At 39.3% G+C, this 17,231-nt stretch carries 16 protein-coding genes and 2 pseudogenes; 15 read left to right on the forward strand and 3 right to left on the reverse strand.

Annotated features, from left to right (window positions below):
• The first annotated feature begins 148 nt into the window (after positions 1 to 148).
• Positions 149 to 2,817, forward strand: a pseudogene (locus WG932_RS18855) (DUF1553 domain-containing protein).
• Between the two features lies 1 nt (position 2,818).
• Positions 2,819 to 4,280 (forward strand): annotated as a pseudogene (locus WG932_RS18860) (DUF1501 domain-containing protein).
• Between the two features lie 86 nt (positions 4,281 to 4,366).
• On the opposite strand, the gene WG932_RS18865 reads toward WG932_RS18860, so the two are convergent.
• On the reverse strand, positions 4,367 to 5,401 hold the full coding sequence (locus WG932_RS18865) for an amidohydrolase family protein (protein WP_483085009.1): 1,035 nt from the start codon (positions 5,399 to 5,401) through the stop codon (positions 4,367 to 4,369).
• A 426-nt stretch (positions 5,402 to 5,827) separates the two neighbouring features.
• On the opposite strand from WG932_RS18865, the gene WG932_RS18870 reads away from it, so the two are divergent.
• From WG932_RS18870 to WG932_RS18885, 4 genes are all read left to right on the forward strand, one after another.
• The gene (locus WG932_RS18870; protein ID WP_339680477.1) at positions 5,828 to 6,334 is read left to right on the forward strand and encodes a phosphohydrolase; all 507 of its coding nucleotides are present in this window, start codon (positions 5,828 to 5,830) and stop codon (positions 6,332 to 6,334) included.
• A 207-nt stretch (positions 6,335 to 6,541) separates the two neighbouring features.
• Positions 6,542 to 6,859: an MFS transporter gene (locus tag WG932_RS18875; RefSeq protein WP_483085010.1), complete on the forward strand. Its 318-nt coding sequence runs from the start codon at positions 6,542 to 6,544 to the stop codon at positions 6,857 to 6,859.
• A 52-nt stretch (positions 6,860 to 6,911) separates the two neighbouring features.
• The gene (locus tag WG932_RS18880; protein ID WP_483085011.1) at positions 6,912 to 7,730 is read left to right on the forward strand and encodes an MFS transporter; all 819 of its coding nucleotides are present in this window, start codon (positions 6,912 to 6,914) and stop codon (positions 7,728 to 7,730) included.
• Positions 7,731 to 7,888: 158 nt separating this feature from the next.
• Positions 7,889 to 8,491 carry a DUF2179 domain-containing protein gene (locus WG932_RS18885; RefSeq protein ID WP_014019512.1) on the forward strand — a complete coding sequence of 201 codons (603 nt, stop codon included), beginning with the start codon at positions 7,889 to 7,891 and terminating at the stop codon, positions 8,489 to 8,491.
• Positions 8,492 to 8,498: 7 nt separating this feature from the next.
• On the opposite strand, the gene mtgA is transcribed toward WG932_RS18885, so the two are convergent.
• Both mtgA and hflX read right to left on the reverse strand, forming a co-directional pair.
• The gene (gene mtgA / locus WG932_RS18890; protein WP_483085012.1) at positions 8,499 to 9,182 is read right to left on the reverse strand and encodes a monofunctional biosynthetic peptidoglycan transglycosylase; all 684 of its coding nucleotides are present in this window, start codon (positions 9,180 to 9,182) and stop codon (positions 8,499 to 8,501) included.
• A 244-nt stretch (positions 9,183 to 9,426) separates the two neighbouring features.
• Entirely contained in the window at positions 9,427 to 10,692 is a 1,266-nt protein-coding gene (hflX, locus tag WG932_RS18895) for a GTPase HflX (protein ID WP_014019514.1), read from the reverse strand.
• A gap of 229 nt (positions 10,693 to 10,921) precedes the next feature.
• On the opposite strand from hflX, the gene rfbC reads away from it, so the two are divergent.
• The 9 genes from rfbC (at position 10,922) to WG932_RS18940 (ending at position 17,230) form a co-directional block, all read left to right on the forward strand.
• Positions 10,922 to 11,473, forward strand: coding sequence for a dTDP-4-dehydrorhamnose 3,5-epimerase (gene rfbC, locus WG932_RS18900; RefSeq protein ID WP_014019515.1), 552 nt, complete (start codon positions 10,922 to 10,924; stop codon positions 11,471 to 11,473).
• Positions 11,473 to 12,228, forward strand: coding sequence for a tyrosine-protein phosphatase (locus WG932_RS18905; protein WP_014019516.1), 756 nt, complete (start codon positions 11,473 to 11,475; stop codon positions 12,226 to 12,228). The genes rfbC and WG932_RS18905 overlap by 1 nt, the downstream gene beginning before the upstream one ends.
• Before the next feature lie 22 nt (positions 12,229 to 12,250).
• The gene (locus tag WG932_RS18910) at positions 12,251 to 12,589 is read left to right on the forward strand and encodes an NAD-dependent epimerase/dehydratase family protein (RefSeq protein WP_483085013.1); all 339 of its coding nucleotides are present in this window, start codon (positions 12,251 to 12,253) and stop codon (positions 12,587 to 12,589) included.
• Entirely contained in the window at positions 12,553 to 13,212 is a 660-nt protein-coding gene (locus WG932_RS18915) for an NAD-dependent epimerase/dehydratase family protein (RefSeq protein WP_483085014.1), read from the forward strand. Before WG932_RS18910 ends, WG932_RS18915 begins: the two co-directional genes overlap by 37 nt.
• A gap of 99 nt (positions 13,213 to 13,311) precedes the next feature.
• The gene (locus tag WG932_RS18920; protein ID WP_014019518.1) at positions 13,312 to 14,724 is read left to right on the forward strand and encodes a tetratricopeptide repeat protein; all 1,413 of its coding nucleotides are present in this window, start codon (positions 13,312 to 13,314) and stop codon (positions 14,722 to 14,724) included.
• A gap of 36 nt (positions 14,725 to 14,760) precedes the next feature.
• The gene (locus tag WG932_RS18925) at positions 14,761 to 15,522 is read left to right on the forward strand and encodes a phosphosulfolactate synthase (RefSeq protein ID WP_014019519.1); all 762 of its coding nucleotides are present in this window, start codon (positions 14,761 to 14,763) and stop codon (positions 15,520 to 15,522) included.
• Between the two features lie 31 nt (positions 15,523 to 15,553).
• Complete coding sequence (locus WG932_RS18930) at positions 15,554 to 16,489, forward strand: DUF368 domain-containing protein (RefSeq protein ID WP_014019520.1); 936 nt, start codon at positions 15,554 to 15,556, stop codon at positions 16,487 to 16,489.
• On the forward strand, positions 16,455 to 17,009 hold the full coding sequence (locus WG932_RS18935) for a shikimate dehydrogenase family protein (RefSeq protein WP_483085015.1): 555 nt from the start codon (positions 16,455 to 16,457) through the stop codon (positions 17,007 to 17,009). The genes WG932_RS18930 and WG932_RS18935 overlap by 35 nt, the downstream gene beginning before the upstream one ends.
• Positions 17,010 to 17,053: 44 nt before the next feature.
• On the forward strand, positions 17,054 to 17,230 hold the full coding sequence (locus WG932_RS18940) for a hypothetical protein (protein WP_483085016.1): 177 nt from the start codon (positions 17,054 to 17,056) through the stop codon (positions 17,228 to 17,230).
• Position 17,231: the final 1 nt, after the last annotated feature.

The raw sequence follows: 17,231 nt of genomic DNA on the forward strand, positions 1-17,231 counted from the left end.
GTACAGGATTGAGCTTTGAAAGTAAAGTATTTATTACTTACATTTAATGCTACTATTAGCATAACTACCCAAAATGAAAAGCCGATTCCTCCTCTTCATACTGCCTGTATTACTCCTCCTAACTTTTTGGTTATGGCCGCGGCAAGAAATGATAAGCTATAATCGCCAAATCCGCCCCATTATCAATAACAAGTGCATTTCATGTCATGGTGGTGTCAAACAATCCGGAGGGTTTTCCTTGCTATTTGAAGAGGAAGCAAAAATGGACACTGAATCAGGGAAACCGGCAATAATCCCCGGAGATGCTGAAGCCTCAGAAATGGTCACACGCCTTACACACCACGATCCCGAACTAAGAATGCCTTTGGGCAAAGATCCTTTGTCCAATGAAGAAATAAACCTGATCAAAGAATGGATCAATCAAGGTGCAAACTGGGAAAAGCACTGGGCCTATATTCCCCCAGCAAAGGATATAGAAGTACCTACTGTGGATATGGAAATACCGGCCCAAAATGAAATTGACCATTTTATTTTTAGGCAATTGGCCAAGATGGAGCTAAGTCCTAATGAAGAGGCCCCAAAGGAACTGCTACTCCGAAGGCTGACATTGGACATTACCGGCTTGCCACCCGACATCCAGGCCTATGATGATTTTATTGCCAATACTTCTCCTAATGCTTATGAAAACAAAGTTGATCAACTTTTGGCTTCTCCTCATTTTGGAGAGAAATGGGCAGCCTTTTGGATGGATCTGGCTCGTTATTCTGATTCCAAAGGCTATGAAAAAGATTTGCATAGAGAAATTTGGAAGTACAGAGATTGGCTGATTGAAGCATTTAATCAAGACATGCCTTTCGACCAATTTACCATTGCGCAACTGGCCGGAGATTTATTGCCTGATCCTACCGAATCTGATTTATTGGCCACAGCTTTTCACAGAAACACCATGGCAAACGATGAAGGAGGAACGAATGATGAGGAGTTTAGGGTGGCAGCAGTGATGGAAAGGGTAGGTACTACCTTTGAGGTATGGCAAGGTACAACCATGGCATGCGTTCAATGTCATAGCCATCCTTATGATCCTATCAGACACGAAGAGTTTTATAAAAGTCAGGCGTTTTTTAACAATACCCAAGACAAAGACCTTTACAATGAACAACCCAAAGTATTTACTTATGAAAAAGAGGATGAACAAAAGGTCAAAGAACTGCTTTCTTGGGTAAACGAAAACTTGAGGCCTTCAGAAAAGCTCCCAAAAATAACAGATCGCTTTTTACATAAGCAAAAGCAAGAACTTTTATATTCTTTAGGCTTCAGAAAGGTTGAAGCCGAAGAGTTTCAAGACAAGAGCCGATTCATCGAATTGGTAGCGCATGATCAGGAATCAATTTGGCAGGTACAAGACAGCTCATGGATCATGTTTGAAAATGTAGACCTGACAGATGTTAGTGCCATTTCTTTGGGTTATGCCTCTCTCTATGGTGCTAAGGTGGAAATAAGACTAGACTCAGTACTTGGGGAAAAAATCGGAGAAGGAACTTTTAGGATTACAGACAAAAATTTTCCCGGCAACCGCCCCACAGACTGGGAAACACTAAAAGTATCGATTAAACCGGTTTCAGGCACACGAGATATCTTTTATTATTTTAAAAAAGACCAAACTTTTGCACAGGACCTTATCCGAGTAGACTGGGTTTTCTATCATGAAAAGGCTCCTTTGAAGGATAAGTATCCGCCAAGTTTACAGGCAAAGTTGGAAGAATTATCCAATACAAAAGCAATAGAAACTCCAATTTTAAAGGATTTACCAAAATCGCGTTCAAGAAAAACTCATGTATTTGAACGGGGCGACTGGCGATCAAAGGGGGAAGAGGTTAGAGCAAACACCCCTGAAATCATGGGAACAATCAACAAGGACAATCCCACTAGGCTGGATTTTGCCAAATGGTTGGTGGATGGTGAAAACTCCCTAACCTCTCGCGTAATTGTCAATCGCATTTGGGAACAAATATTTGGTTTTGGTATCGTCGAAAGCATGGAGGATTTTGGTAGCCAAGGCATTCCTGCAAGTCATCCCGAACTATTGGATTGGTTGGCGGTAAACTTTCAGGATGACATGAATTGGTCAATGAAAAAATTGATCAAGAAAATTGTGATGTCTCAGAGTTACAGACAAAATTCGGCTACAGACGAGCACAAAATAAAAAAGGACCCATATAACAAGTTCTTATCCAGAGGCTCAAGGACAAGATTACCTGCAGAAACCATAAGAGACCAAGCCTTGGCCATCAGTGGGTTATTGAATGAAAAACAACTGGGACCAAGTGTAATGCCTTACCAGCCTGAGAACATCATCAGCTTTGGAGGAAAGTTTTGGTTTCCAAGTGAGGGAGAAGAAAAATACCGAAGAGCAGTGTACACTTACTGGAAAAGAACCCACCCTTATCCTTCATTTGTCACTTTTGATAGTCCATCCAGGGAAGTATGTACTTCCAGAAGGATAAGAACGAACACCCCCTCCAATCACTCGTTTTATTAAATGACCCTGTATACATAGAAGCGGCAGATGCCTGGGCAAAGCGGATATTGAAAGAGAGCGGTAACAATATAAAAAATGGCATTGAAAAAAATCTAAGACTGGTTACTGCCAAAGTGCCTGAGCCGGAAAAAGTAGAAGTTCTTCATCAGCTTTATTTGGAGTCCCTTTCTTACTATCAAAAGGAAGGCAAAGAACTGGATAAAAATGCAGAACTAGCAGCCATGCGTATGGTTAGCAATGCCATGTTAAATTTAGATGAATTTGTAACAAGAAGATAAAATGAATATTTGGGAAGAAGCATTTATCCGTAAAGCTCAGTACAACAGCAGGAGGCATTTCTTAAAGAAATGTACGTCGGGCCTAGGTGCACTGGCCATGGGTTCACTGATGGGCTGTGGAAATAATACGGGGCTAAGCAAACAGCCGCCTCAATAATAGACAAGAAAGCCTCTCATTTTGCTCCCAAGGCAAAAAGTGTGATATTCCTTCACATGGCAGGGGGACCTTCACATCTGGAGCTTTTTGATTTCAAGCCCACACTTCAAGAATTAAATGGTCAGGATACTCCCCAGTCCCTGATGGAGGGTAAAGAATTTGCTTTCTTAAAAGGCACCCCGAAACTTCTCGGACCTCAGGCAAATTTTGGTCAGCATGGACAATCCGGTGCTTATGTATCAGATTATATGCCTGAATTTTCGAAAATGGTTGATGAAGTTAGCTTCTTAAAGGCCATGCATACGAATGAATTTAACCATGCTCCCGCACAATTATTCATGCACACCGGAAGTCCACGACTGGGCAAACCGAGTATAGGAGCATGGTCTGTTTATGGACTTGGATCAGAGAATGAAGACCTACCTGGCTATGTAGTACTCACTTCTGGCGGGGGAGCCATAAGTGCTGGCAAAAGTGCTTGGGGAAGTGGTTTTTTACCCACCATTTATCAAGGAGTCCAATGTCGTTCGGAAGGAGATCCTGTTTTGTTTTTGTCTAACCCAAAATCTATCGACAGTCACCTGAGAAAAAATCCATTGATGCCATCAACCAAATCAATGAAATGGAATTTAAGGAATCAAATGATCCTGAAATTCTAACACGAATTTCCCAATACGAGCTGGCATTTCGCATGCAGACTTCCGTCCCAGAAACCATGAACATCAACGATGAGCCGGATTACATCCATCAAATGTATGGCACCAATCCGGGAAAAGCTTCTTTTGCCAACAATTGCTTACTGGCAAGAAGGTTGGTTGAAAAAGGGGTACGCTTTGTTCAACTCTTTGACAACCGCTGGGACACCCACGGGGTTGGAGCCGGGAATGGAGTGGGTGAAGGAATGCGCAGATCATGCAAAACCATAGACCAACCCATTGCTGCCTTGCTAAGGGATCTCAAGCAAAGAGGCCTATTGGATGACACCCTCGTGGTATGGGGAGGGGAATTTGGGAGAACCCCAATGATGGAATCCAGAACTGGAGAAGGTTTTGATGGTAGAGACCATCACTTAGAGGCATTCACCATGTGGATGGCTGGAGCGGGCGTAAAAAAAGGCTATATTCATGGAGCTACCGATGAAATAGGCTACTATGGTATAGAAGGCCGAACCCATGTTCATGATTTACAAGCTACTATCTTGGAAAGATTGGGCTTTGATCATGAAAAACTTACCTATGAGTTTCAAGGAAGGGATTTCAGATTGACCGATGTCCATGGAAAAGTAATCAATGAAGTGCTGACTTAATCAGAAAGTTTTCAAACTTTCCTTGGTTCTAAAACAGTTAATTCTAAACAGTTTTTTTACGTTTAATTCAAGGTCAGAAGTTGGACTTAATCAAGGCTATACCCAAGCTTTAGCAAGTTGTCCTTGACTCGAGGATAAAGTCGCATGGCATTTTTATAGTAGATCTTCTCCAGTACTTCTTTGGGCAACTCCAAACCCATCGTTTCCGGTCCACCAAAAAAGCCCCCATTTACCTTATCTCCGGTTTCTAAAATCTGAAAAGCCCGTGAATACTGCTCCGCCCTTTCGCTTATTTCTTCGTTTTTAACATTGCCTATATCTGTTCCAAAAACAATTCTATCCGCCCATTCAATCATAAAAGATCGTAGATTTTCTCGATCTACCAAATGAAAGTATTGAAAAGTTGCAGCCAAATCGATGTTTAGGTTGGGAAAGGTGGCCAGCATATTGCGCAAATAGTCTATTTGAGCATCCTGACAAATCAGCCAATTGGCATGAGCCATAACCACGCGCAGATCCGGATGTTTCTCAAGCACATTTCTCCAGGCATTTATCTGTGTCCAATATTCTATGGGGTCTTCCAGCCAAGCTGTCCTATTACCAAAAGGCCCATTGGGGTCAGCAACATGGATAGAGGCACCCATAAACCCTATCCGCTCCATTTCTGCAAAGGTAGCTTCATGGGCAGGATCATCAATATATGGATAGCCATCTTCTTTCTTCGCCAGTGTCCTATACCAAGGTCCGGACCAAATCTTATAACCAACAAACCCTTGTTCCTGGAAATTCTTCAGGGATTCAGGAGCATAACTTAATCCATCATGTGCCTTAAAATCCGCAATACCACACAACATCCTTCCCTTCCCGGCCTGCTCTATTTCTTCAATATTTAATAGGGGAGTATTTCGATTTCCCAAGTTAATCCATAATGCCATTTCTATGTTTTTCTTCTCTCTTAAGAAGTCACCGAGGCTAAGGTAATTTGAAATACCGGAAATATCTCCGGCAACATGGGTATGTACATCAACCCTCGGAATATCAGGATAATTGGACTTAAACTGAGCGTATAACTGTGTAATGGAAACCATCGCACAAAAAACCAGTAAAATTGATTGTTTCATAAGTGAAGGAATAAGGTAGACAAGAAAATAAAATAAAACAATGGAGAGTAAACGTTTTACCAAGTTACAAAAGAAAATTATTTTACAACTGGCAAATCCTGTGCATCCTTGAAAATGCCGATCTAGATTGGTTGAAAAAGTTAATCCCCTACTGGAACAAGCTGAAAATTAATGGTCTTATCAACAATTAGTTTGGTTTTTTTCAAGATATTTTTCACTTTTACTTTTGACTTTGAGGACGTAGAAGACCTAGTGAATATTTCGGTTTGCACAAACGGATTAAAGTTAATTGAAATGCCTATTTAATAATCTCCCCTATAAAAAAACTTGTTCATTTAGCAACCGGATTTCCGCAAAAAGCGAAAGAAATTCAAGGCATAGCCCTATCAAATTCGAAAAGAAAACCCAAACAACAGTATTTCCTATATGTTAGAAAAAACAACTACCTACGCCATTAAAACCCACCAAGCCGTTAACCATAAATATGGAGAAAATGGATACGAATATCACCTTCAAATGGTACATGAAGTGGCTGAAAAATTCATTTACTTGGTAGCAGAGGAAGAGCGCGAAAATGTTTTATGTGCTTGCTGGGTGCATGACATTATAGAGGATGCAAGAGAAACCTATAATGACGTCAAGAAAAACACCAATGAAACAGTGGCAGAATTGGCTTTTGCACTAACCAATGAAAAAGGGAAAAACCGAGATGAAAGGGCCAATGATAAATATTACCAGGAAATGCAAGAAATGCCCAATGCTGTTTTTATCAAATATTGTGACCGGATCGCCAATATTATGTATTCAAAAAAACAGGGCTCCGGTATGTTTGAAAAATACAAAAAAGAAAATGACAACTTTATTCGTAAGACTTACCGTCCCGAATTAAAAGATATGGTCAATTACATTGAGGTTTTACTTGAGAATGAATAATTGTTGTATGTAGGGTTTGCAGAAATAAATAAATCAGACATATGTATTTGAGGGGAGCAAAGACGAGTCATTATGCCTACTCCTTCGGATCCGCTCTGGAACCGGCCCGAAAACCACCTTACTCAACTAGTAAGTCAATTAAACAAAAACAAGTGCATATTTTACATTTCAAGGAACCTTATACAACCTTACTAAGGTTGACCTTTCATGACTTTTAGCCATAACATCAGCCGATTAAAAAACAAGAGTAGCAACCAATGGTTGGTTTTGGGGATCCTACTTGTATCATTTAATTTACGACCCTCCATTACGGCTGTAGGTCCATTAATCCCCTATATCAGAGAAGAAATGTCAATCTCTAATGGGTTGGCTGGTTTTCTTACTACTTTACCTTTACTAAGCTTTGCAATCTTCTCTCTTTTCTCAGCGGCAATAGGAGACTATTTTGGGAAAGCCAAAGCTATTTTTCTTGGATTAGTTGTGCTCGGAATAGGCTCAATTATTAGAGTGTCAGCAGGTCCTTAATATTTTTTTTGGCACTGCCCTCACCGGTATAGGAATTGTAATTTGTAATGTTTTGCTGATCCCTTTGGTGAAAGCTCGAATGCCTATGAAAACCGGAGCTGTTACCGGAATGTACAGCACAGGCATGTCATTAATGGCCGCGATTGCCACTGCATTGAGTGTTCCACTCGCTATTGACTTAAATTGGGGATGGAGAGGTTCTCTGTTATTCTGGAGTTCTCTGCTTTTCCTCGCCTTGATCGTCTGGTGGCCTCAATTAAAACTCAGCCCCAAACCAAAAATCAAACCGGAAAAACCCGGAAAGTCTGTATGGCGTTCAAGATTGGCCTGGCAGGTCACCTTATTTATGGGTTTACAATCCTTTCTTTTCTTTACCCTTGTTACTTGGCTTCCTGACATGATGATCGACAGGGGCTTGTCTCCTGTTGAAGCAGGCTTAACCGCTTCCCTGATGCAAGTCGTCGGACTTTCAGGCACCTTTGTGGCACCGTTTATTGCAGTCAGATACCAGCAACAATCGATCTTTAACACCATCATAGGACTAATATATGTTATCGGCTTTAGTAGTTTGTTTATCTCCATACTATGGCTTAACATTATTAGCATAGGACTTATAGGCCTTGGCATGGGAGCAAGCATCAGTTTGGCCTATACCCTTATTGCCCTTCGAACAGATGGGGATAACTACACTTCTGCTTTATCAGGTATGGCCCAGTCTGCCGGGTATTTCCTCGCTGCGTTCGGCCCCATGTTATTTGGTGTCGCTTTTGATATTTGGCAGGATTGGGACTTATTGATTTACCTGATGATTATTGCCTCCACTTTATTCACTTATTTTGGATATCATGCAGGTAAAAACAGAACAATTTAGGTTTTCAATTTGAAGCAAATTTAATTGGTAAATTGGCTTGATCTACATTCATAAATTCCGGACAAATATTTTTGATTACCAATAGTTTAGACATGAAGAAAGCTATTTAATCTGATTTACTTTGCTTACTTTTGCGTTTTCAAAAATTCATAAATCTCATGCAGGAATTTATAGCGTCTTTTGGTATTTCCGAAACGTTTTTTGACTACTTGGTAATGCCGTTATTGATCTTCTTTGCCAGGGTGGTGGATGTTTCTATCAATACCCTGAGAATAATGTTTGTACTCAATGGCAAAAAAACAATAGCGCCCATACTTGGCTTTTTCGAGGCCTTTATTTGGCTCTTAGCCATAGGTCAAATTTTTCAAAATATTAGCAACCCAATGTCTTATATTGCTTATGCAGGCGGTTTCGCTACAGGTACTTATGTGGGAATGGTCATTGAGGAACGATTGGCTTTGGGAAGAGTGCTGGTTCGAATCATTACCCCTGAGCCACTTCCTCAATTGGTTGAATACATGAAAGAAAGAGGCTTTAGATTCACCTCTGTAGGTGCAGAGGGTAGGTATGGGAAAGTAATTTTGATGTTTACTGTGATCAAGAGGGAAATGCTTCCGGGTTTGATAAATAAACTAAAAGAAAGCGATGAAAAAGCTTTCTATACCATTGAAAGCGTAAAGCGTATTTCAGAAGATGACTTGAATGTCATGGAAGACAAACCAAGGTTTACAACTCGACTTAGAAGTATCATTAGAAAATAATGAGCTCTTAATTTTCAAATTTTAGCTCCCCTAGGTTATTCATGTTTTTCAGTATCCACGCTTGTCTCTTTTTAATATAGCCTGTGGGGCGGTCAGCTCGCCATTGGATAGGATTGGGAAGTATCGCTGCAATCAACGCCGCTTCTTGTCGGGAAAGTTTGGAGGCCGGTTTGTTAAAGTACTTTTGAGCAGCCGCCTCAGCACCATACAGGCCATCCCCCATTTCTATTACATTCAGGTAGACTTCAAGTATTCTTTGTTTGCTCCAAGTCAATTCGATTAACACAGTAAAATAGGCTTCCAGAGCTTTTCTGACAAAATTCCTTCCGGGCCAGAGAAAAACATTTTTAGCTGTTTGATTGGAAATAGTACTTCCTCCTCTCAACCGCTTACCTGATCTATAATCTGCCATGGCACCTTCCAAGGCCTCCCAATCAAAGCCATTATGGTTTAAAAATTTTTGGTCCTCTGAGGCAATCACCGCCATATACAAGTGAGAAGATATTTCTTCTATAGGAACCCATTTTTTATTAAGCACCACCTTTTCTTCAGAGAATACCTGATGTATGGTCCGAATACCAATCAAGGGTGTGAAATAAACCGGCAATACCTTAAGTGCCAAGACCATTAGCACCGATATACCCCAAAAGACTAATAAAACCCTTCCAAGCCAAGCTACTAACCTTTTCAATGTATTTATAATTAAAATATAAATTGAATATTTATTCGATAACAGGCATTGTACACCAAATACCTACAGGAAAAAATAGTACATCAGCCTATAATGGAAAGCTTTATCCTAAAAAAACGTGGTGAATGAATGCCATTGGCTTAATTTAATTCGTTAATACGGCCAACCTTTTTCCCAAATCAGTTAAACCAACTCACTCAAGAAAAAGCTTGGCCGGACTTAAGCTCCGCTAGGCTAAAATTGTTTATTCCTCATCGGAATATTGAGAAAAATCTACAACTTCATCTTCAAGGTAATGTGGATACATTTTCTTATGAATTTTCTTCACTTCCTCTATGATAGTTTTTCTTAATTCATCAATATTGGTACCATCACCTGCTGCCATAAAAACCGGATTAATGGCTGATTTTTTCGCATAACTTACTTTCAGTTTTTCAAAATCGATGAAATTTGCCTCTTCCACTTCAAATTCTGACATTTCCATCAATTCTTCTTCAGAAGGCATTTTGGGAGCGATGTCAATTTTATTGAAAACCATGATCATTGGCTTATCACCTGCGCCCAATTCTCTTAGCGTTTGGTTTACCACAGCTATTTGATCTTCAAATCCTGGGTGGGCAATGTCCACCACATGCACCAAAAGGTCTGCTTCTTCAATTTCAGACAAAGTAGATTTAAAAGACTCAATAAGGTGAGTCGGAAGCTTTCTAATAAAACCAACTGTATCTGAGATTAGAAAAGGTATATTTTCCAAAACAACCTTTCTAACCGTGGAGTCTACTGTTGCAAAAAGTTTGTTTTCTGCTAAAATATTTTCCTTAGTCAAAAGATTCATTAAGGTACTTTTACCCACATTGGTGTATCCCACTAGGGCAACTCTCACAATCCCTTGTCTGCCTTTTCGTTGAGTTTGGCCTTGTTTCTCAATTTTCTTGAGCTTATCCTTAAGAATATCAATTTTTCTCCTGATATCCCTTTTATCTGTTTCTATTTCCTTTTCACCTGCTCCTCCACGAGTGGCAGTACCACCTCTTTGTCGCTCTAGGTGAGTCCACATTCGAGTAAGCCTTGGCAATAGGTATTGAAACCTAGCCAATTCAACTTGGGTTTTGGCTTGGGCAGTTTGGGCCCTGTTTAGAAAGATATCCAAGATTAACATGGATCGGTCATAAACCTTAATCTTCAACTCATTTTCCAGAATTTTAACTTGAGAAGGGCTTAGGTCTTCATCAAAGATGACCATGTCTACATCAAAGTATTCGACATAGGCCTTTATTTCTTCAAGTTTACCGGTTCCAACAAAAGACCTAGTATCCGGTTTGTCCATCCTTTGGGTAAACCGGTGAATGGCTTTCGCCCCTAAAGTCTCCGTTAAAAACGCCAGTTCGTCCAAATGATCTTGCACCAATTTTTCCGTTTCATTTTGATGGATAAGTGCTACCAATATGGCCGTTTCTTCTTTGGGAGAAGTATCTACTAATTTTGCTAATTTTCTACTATGTTTACTCATTCAGAAAGTTTAAATCAATCTTTTTTAACTCAGGAAATTATAACATATTGTGTTAATAATAGATTCATTATCAGTTAAATTAAATCCGGGTATTTGGATATAAATTCCGGTACAAAAACATTTAAGAACCAATCTTTAAACCACAACTGTACAATTTCGTTTCAAATTTATATATCTTCATAACATAATTGTCAAATTGCAACGTTTTTAGAGATATAAATCCAAAGGTATGGAAATCAGGGAAACACCTATTAAAGATGTATATGAAATCTACCCAAAAGTATTTAAAGATGCAAGGGGTTATTTTTTAGAAAGTTACCGACAAGATAGTTTTGAAAAGAAGGGATTAAACACCACATGGGTCCAAGACAATCAATCCTATTCTGAAGCCGGAATTGTTCGTGGTCTCCACTTTCAAAAGGGCGAACATGCGCAAGCAAAGCTAGTAAGGGTCATTAGTGGCAAAGTCTTGGATGTTTGTGTAGACCTAAGAAAAGGCTCAGCCACCTATGGGAAATTCCATTCTGTGGTCCTTGATGAAAAATTACAAAATATGTTATATGTTCCTAAAGGTTTTGCTCATGGCTTTGCCGTCTGGGAAGATGCTGTATTTACTTATAAATGTTCTAACCTTTACAACAAAGAAAGTGAAGGTGGAATTATTTGGAATGATAAACAGTTAAGCATTGATTGGGGAGTGGATGAACCACTACTGTCAGAAAAAGACCAGTTATGGCCTGATGTTGAAAAATTCACAGAAATAAGCAAAGGAGGACTTTAATGTCTATCATTAAACTATTTAAAAAATTTAATCAATCACCAAAAAACAAACCCCTAGACCTCAGCTGGCTTAGGGCAGACATGCACAGTCACCTGATACCTGGCATAGATGACGGCTCACAAAGTATGGAAGAGTCCATAGAGCTAATTAGCAGGCTTTCAGGTTATGGGTTGAAAAAATTAATTATCACCCCACATATCATGAGTGAGTTTTTCAAAAACACCCCTGAAATCATTGGGGCAGGATTAGAAAAACTTAGAATGGCAGTAAAGGAAGCCGGAATTGACATTGAACTGGACGCTGCAGCGGAATATTACTTGGATGAAGTTTTCTACGAAAAAATTGAAAACAAAGAACCCATTCTCTCTTTTGGGAGCAATAAAATGGTACTTGTAGAAACCGGATTTATGAGTAAGCCTCACATTCTTTTGGATACTTTCTTTAAGATGGAAATGTTGGGCTACCAGCCGGTATTTGCACATCCGGAAAGATACATTTATTTACATCAAGAGGTGGAAACTCTCGATGCATTGATAGACAGAAACATTCCGTTTCAGCTTAACTTACTTTCACTGACGGGTTATTACTCAAAAGGAGTAAAAAAATTTGCCGAGAAATTAATAGACAGAAACTTGGTAAAATTGGCAGGAACAGACTGCCACAATGAAAAGTACCTCAATGCCATGGAAAGGTTACCCCATAGCAAATACTATGATAAATTACAGGAAATGGATTTGTGGAATAAAGAATTATAACAACCTGTAAGCTTTATTGCGTGTGAAAAAAATATTAATTACCGGCATTACCGGATTATTGGGAAGCTATCTGGCAAAAAGCTATGCCGGAAAAGCTCAAATCTCCGGGCTCAAAAGAAAAAACAGTAGCACCCGGCTTCTGGGAAATCTCGCTTCCCAAATCAATTGGTATGAGGGTGAGATCAATGATGTGGAATTGCTTATTGAAGCCTGTGAAAATCAGGATTTAGTGATCCATGCAGCCGGTATGGTCTCATTTGATGAGTCTAAAAAGAAGCCTTACTGGAAACAAACACCCAAGGTACGGCCTGTTTGGTCAATGCCATGCTATCTTCAAATTGCAACAAATTGGTCTTTATAAGCTCTATTGCTGCACTCGGGAAGGATGCCAGTCCGCTAATCAATGAAGATCAGAAATGGGTCAATTCACCTCTCAATACTCCCTATGCCATTTCAAAGCATCTTGCAGAACTTGAAGTTTGGCGTGGGGCACAAGAAGGACTTGAGGTAATGGTTTTCAATCCTTCAATTTTATTGGCCAAAATTGGCGATGAAAGGAGTTCCAGCCAAATCTACAGGTATGTACTGGAAGGAAACCGGTATTTTCCAATTGGAGACATTAATTATATAGACATTAGGGATGCTGTTTCCCTGATCAATACCTTGATCGAATCCGGAACCTGGGGGCAACGGTACATCATCAATAAAGAAGCCATACCTTATGAAACCTTCTTTAAAGAAATGGCCAAAGAATTTAAATTAACCCCACCCAAAAAACCTTTGAATAATTTGATGGCCAGAATGGTAATCAACTGGTCCATGCTTTATAATTATTTTGCAAAAAATAAAATACCTGTTACACGACAGACGATTAAATCTGCTCAAAGCAAAATCAGGTATGATAACCAAAAAATTAATACAATTACAAAATATACCTATACCCCTTTAACGGACACCTTTAAATGGGCAATATCAATTAATTAACCTCCTTCTAAAGTCGTTAATTAATCATAAAAACTTGAATGGTTTAGGCCATCTCAAGAATAAAATTGGTACATTAAGTTTAAAAATTACATCAAACCTATGACAGAAGATTTTGATAATCATTCAGATCAAGAGAAAGAGTTGGTTAAGAGGTTTGAGGACTCACTTAGCGCTAACTTAAATTTGTTCTTCGGAGAAGAAGAGCTAGAAGATATCATTAGATATTACCATGATCATTTTAAATATAGAAAAGCATTAAAAACCAGCGAATGGGCTTTGTCTAAGTTTCCATTTTCAATTGAAATAAAATTGTTGATGGCTCAATCGCATATATTTCTCGATGAGGTTGAAGAAGGTTTAGAGATTCTTGAAAATCTAAACAATATTTCCCCCAATAACGAAGACATAGTGCTGACTTTGGCCAATGCCATGTCCATATTGGACCAGAATTCAGATGCCATTCAATTGCTACAAAACTTCATCCCCTTGGCTGAAGATAAGGCCGAGGTATTTTACCTTTTGGGTAATTTTTACAGGATTGAAAATAAAAACAGGGAGGCCATTGAATGCCTTAAAGAGGCCGTAAAGCTTAAAATCAATCATGAAGACGCCTTGTTTCAGCTGGCCATGCTTACTGACGAAGAAGGTTCATTCGATGAAATCCTGAATTTCTATCAAGAATTTATCGACCAAGACCCTTACAATGCCAACGCCTGGTATAACCTTGGAGTGGTTTATAATCGCTTGGGTAAGTTTGAGGATGCCATCGCTGCCTATGACTATGCATTATTGATTGATGACACTTTCTCCTCTGCGTACTTCAATCTCGGCAATGCCTTGATGAATACCAACCAGTATGAAAAAGCACTAGAAGCCTATCTAAATACAATCAATTGTGAAGGAAGCAATGCCGAAAATTGCTGTTATCTCGCGGCTTCTTATGAAAAGCTGGATCAAATAGACATGGCATTCAAGTATTTTAAAAAATCCGCTAAGCTGGATTCAGAATATGATGATGCGTGGTTTGGGTTAGGTATGTGTATGATCAAAAAGAAAAAATATTTTGAAGCCATACATTATTTCAAAAAGGCCATCAAATTAACTGCAGAAAATGCCAACTATTGGGTGGGGCTGGCTGATGCAGAATATGAACTGGGCAACCTACAGTCAAGTTCTGAAGCCTACGAAGAGGCCATTAACCTGGAACCCGGTATTTTAGAAACCTATGTCAACCTTTCATTGATCTACTTTGATCAAAATCGATTTGAGGAGGCGGAAGATGTAATAATGGAAGGCTTGGAAGAGCTCCCTGAGGAAGCGAGCCTGTATTACCGACTGGTAGTATACATGATTAAAACAGGTAAATACAAAGAAGCCTTTTCAATTTTGGAAAATGCATTAACTTTGGACTTTGAAAAACACACTTTGCTTTATGAGTTGATGCCTGAACTGGAACAACAAAAAGCAATCTATAAAATAATCAATCAGTATAGAGAGGGTTTTAAAGAATAAGACTCCTATTTATCTTTTATATCAAAATCATATTGAATGAATTACATCCTGAACAGCATCCCATCCAGAACACAAAAGCCAAGAAATTCGGGATTTACCATGGCTATGGACAAGGGTTTAAGTCTAAGAGAAGTGGAAGACTTCATAGAAGCTAATGGAGATTACGTAGATATTGTCAAATTAGGCTGGGCCACTTCTTATGTCACTACCAAACTAAAAGAAAAAATTGATATTTATAGGGCCGCAGGCATCCCTGTTTATTTTGGAGGCACCTTATTTGAAGCTTTTATCATAAGGGATCAATTTGAAGATTATAGGCGACTTTTAGACAAGTACCAACTTTCTTTTGTAGAAGTTTCAGATGGTTCCATCACCTTGGACCATGACACAAAATGTGAATACATTCAAACCCTAGCAAAGGATGTAACTGTACTTTCAGAAGTAGGTTCAAAAGATGCTGCCAAAATCATTCCTCCGTATAAATGGATTGATCAAATGCAAAAGGAACTTAGTGCCGGTGCATGGAAGGTAATCGGCGAAGCTAGAGAGGGAGGTACTGTAGGACTATTCAGAGATTCAGGAGAAGTAAGACAGGGGCTGGTTGAAGAAATTTTAACCCAGGTTCCGGAAGAGAGGATTATTTGGGAAGCACCACAGAAGGAGCAACAAGTTTGGTTTATCAAACTGCTGGGTACCAATGTGAATTTAGGAAATATTGCCCCCAATGAAATCATTCCATTGGAAACGCTAAGACTTGGACTAAGAGGAGATACTTTCGATTTCTTTTTAAACAAATAATTTTCAATCTCATTATTTAAAAGTCCATTCAATGAATAAGTTTCGAGAGAAGGCATTGCTTTTCTTAAAAGGCATGGGTATGGGAAGTGCCGATATTGTCCCCGGAGTTTCCGGTGGTTCAATAGCACTGGTAACAAAGATTTATGAGGAGCTTCTGGCCAGCATCAATTCCTTTGACCTTACCGCCATAAAGCTATTGGCAAAATTTGAGGTTGTGGCTTTCTGGAAACATGTAAATGCAGGTTTCCTACTGACCTTGTTTTCAGGAATCCTTACCAGTATTTTTGCTTTCTCAAAAGTTATAACTTTTTTGATTGATAAATACCCCATACCATTGTGGTCTTTTTTCTGTGGATTGATACTTATTAGTGCCATCATTATTCTTCGGGATATCAAACGATGGACCATTGTCGCTATTCTGATGTTTCCTATAGGAGCGCTCATTGCTTATTTTATCACTGAGCTTCCGATGATTTCTTCACCAAATAACATTTGGTTTACTTTCGCAGCAGGAGCCATTGCCATTTGTGCCATGATACTTCCGGGAATTTCCGGTAGTTTCTTATTGCTTATCTTGGGAAAATATGAGTTTATCCTCAACGCTGTCAATGAAAAGGATGTTTTGGTCCTGATGGTCTTTGCTTTGGGATGTATCACCGGTTTATTATTGTTTAGTAGGGTGATTTCTTGGTTTTTGAAAAACTATCACGCCCTTACCTTGTCCTTCTTGTCAGGCTTTATGATAGGATCTATCAATAAAATTTGGCCTTGGAAAAAAATCCTAAGCTATAGGGTATCTAGTTCGGGTGCTCAAAAGCCATTTTTAACAGAAAATATTTTGCCCCATGTGTACCTTGCTGAAACCGGACAGGAACCTGTCTTTCTAATCGCTATTTTGGCATTTTTAATTGGTGTTGTGCTGGTCGTTGGGCTTGAAAGGCTGGCTTATAATTTTAGAAAAGAATGAAAAAATACGGTTTAATAGGTTATCCGCTTACCCATTCGTTTTCAAAAAGTATTTCTCTGATAAATTCAATAGAGAAGGAAAAAAAGATTGCCGGTATGATTTATATGAAATCCCAACGATCCAAGATCTACCGGAAATCATTTCCTCACAGGACGGGTTAATCGGACTTAATGTGACCATACCTTATAAAGAGCAAGTCATTCCCTTTTTGGACAATTTAGACCCTGCCTGTAAAGCCATCGGTGCAGTTAATTGCATCAAACTAACGAAAAAAGGTTTAATAGGATACAATACTGATTACTATGGATTCAAAACCTCCCTGACCAACTGGATTGGAAAGGAAAAACCCCAAGCCTTGGTATTGGGAACAGGTGGTGCATCTAAGGCTGTTTGCCAGGCCTTGAAAGATCTGGAAATCTCCTATTTAAAAGTCTCTAGAAAGCCTGATGCTTCCACCAAAAAGGTTACTAGCTACGAAAAATCCTTGCTTCACCGAGCTTACTTCAAGAATACCCACTGATCATTAACAGCACCCCTCTGGGCACTTTCCCGAATACCTCAGCCATGCCGGATTTGCCGGTGGAGCACTTAACAGCCAATAATTGGTATTATGACTTGGTGTATAACCCCACTGAAACGGCCATGATGAAGGCTGCAGCTAAAATGGGAGCGAAAACAAAAAATGGAATAGAAATGCTCCATCTCCAAGCAGAAGCTGCTTGGGATATATGGAATAAATAAA

The organism is Cyclobacterium sp. SOCE241 (assembly GCF_056867545.1).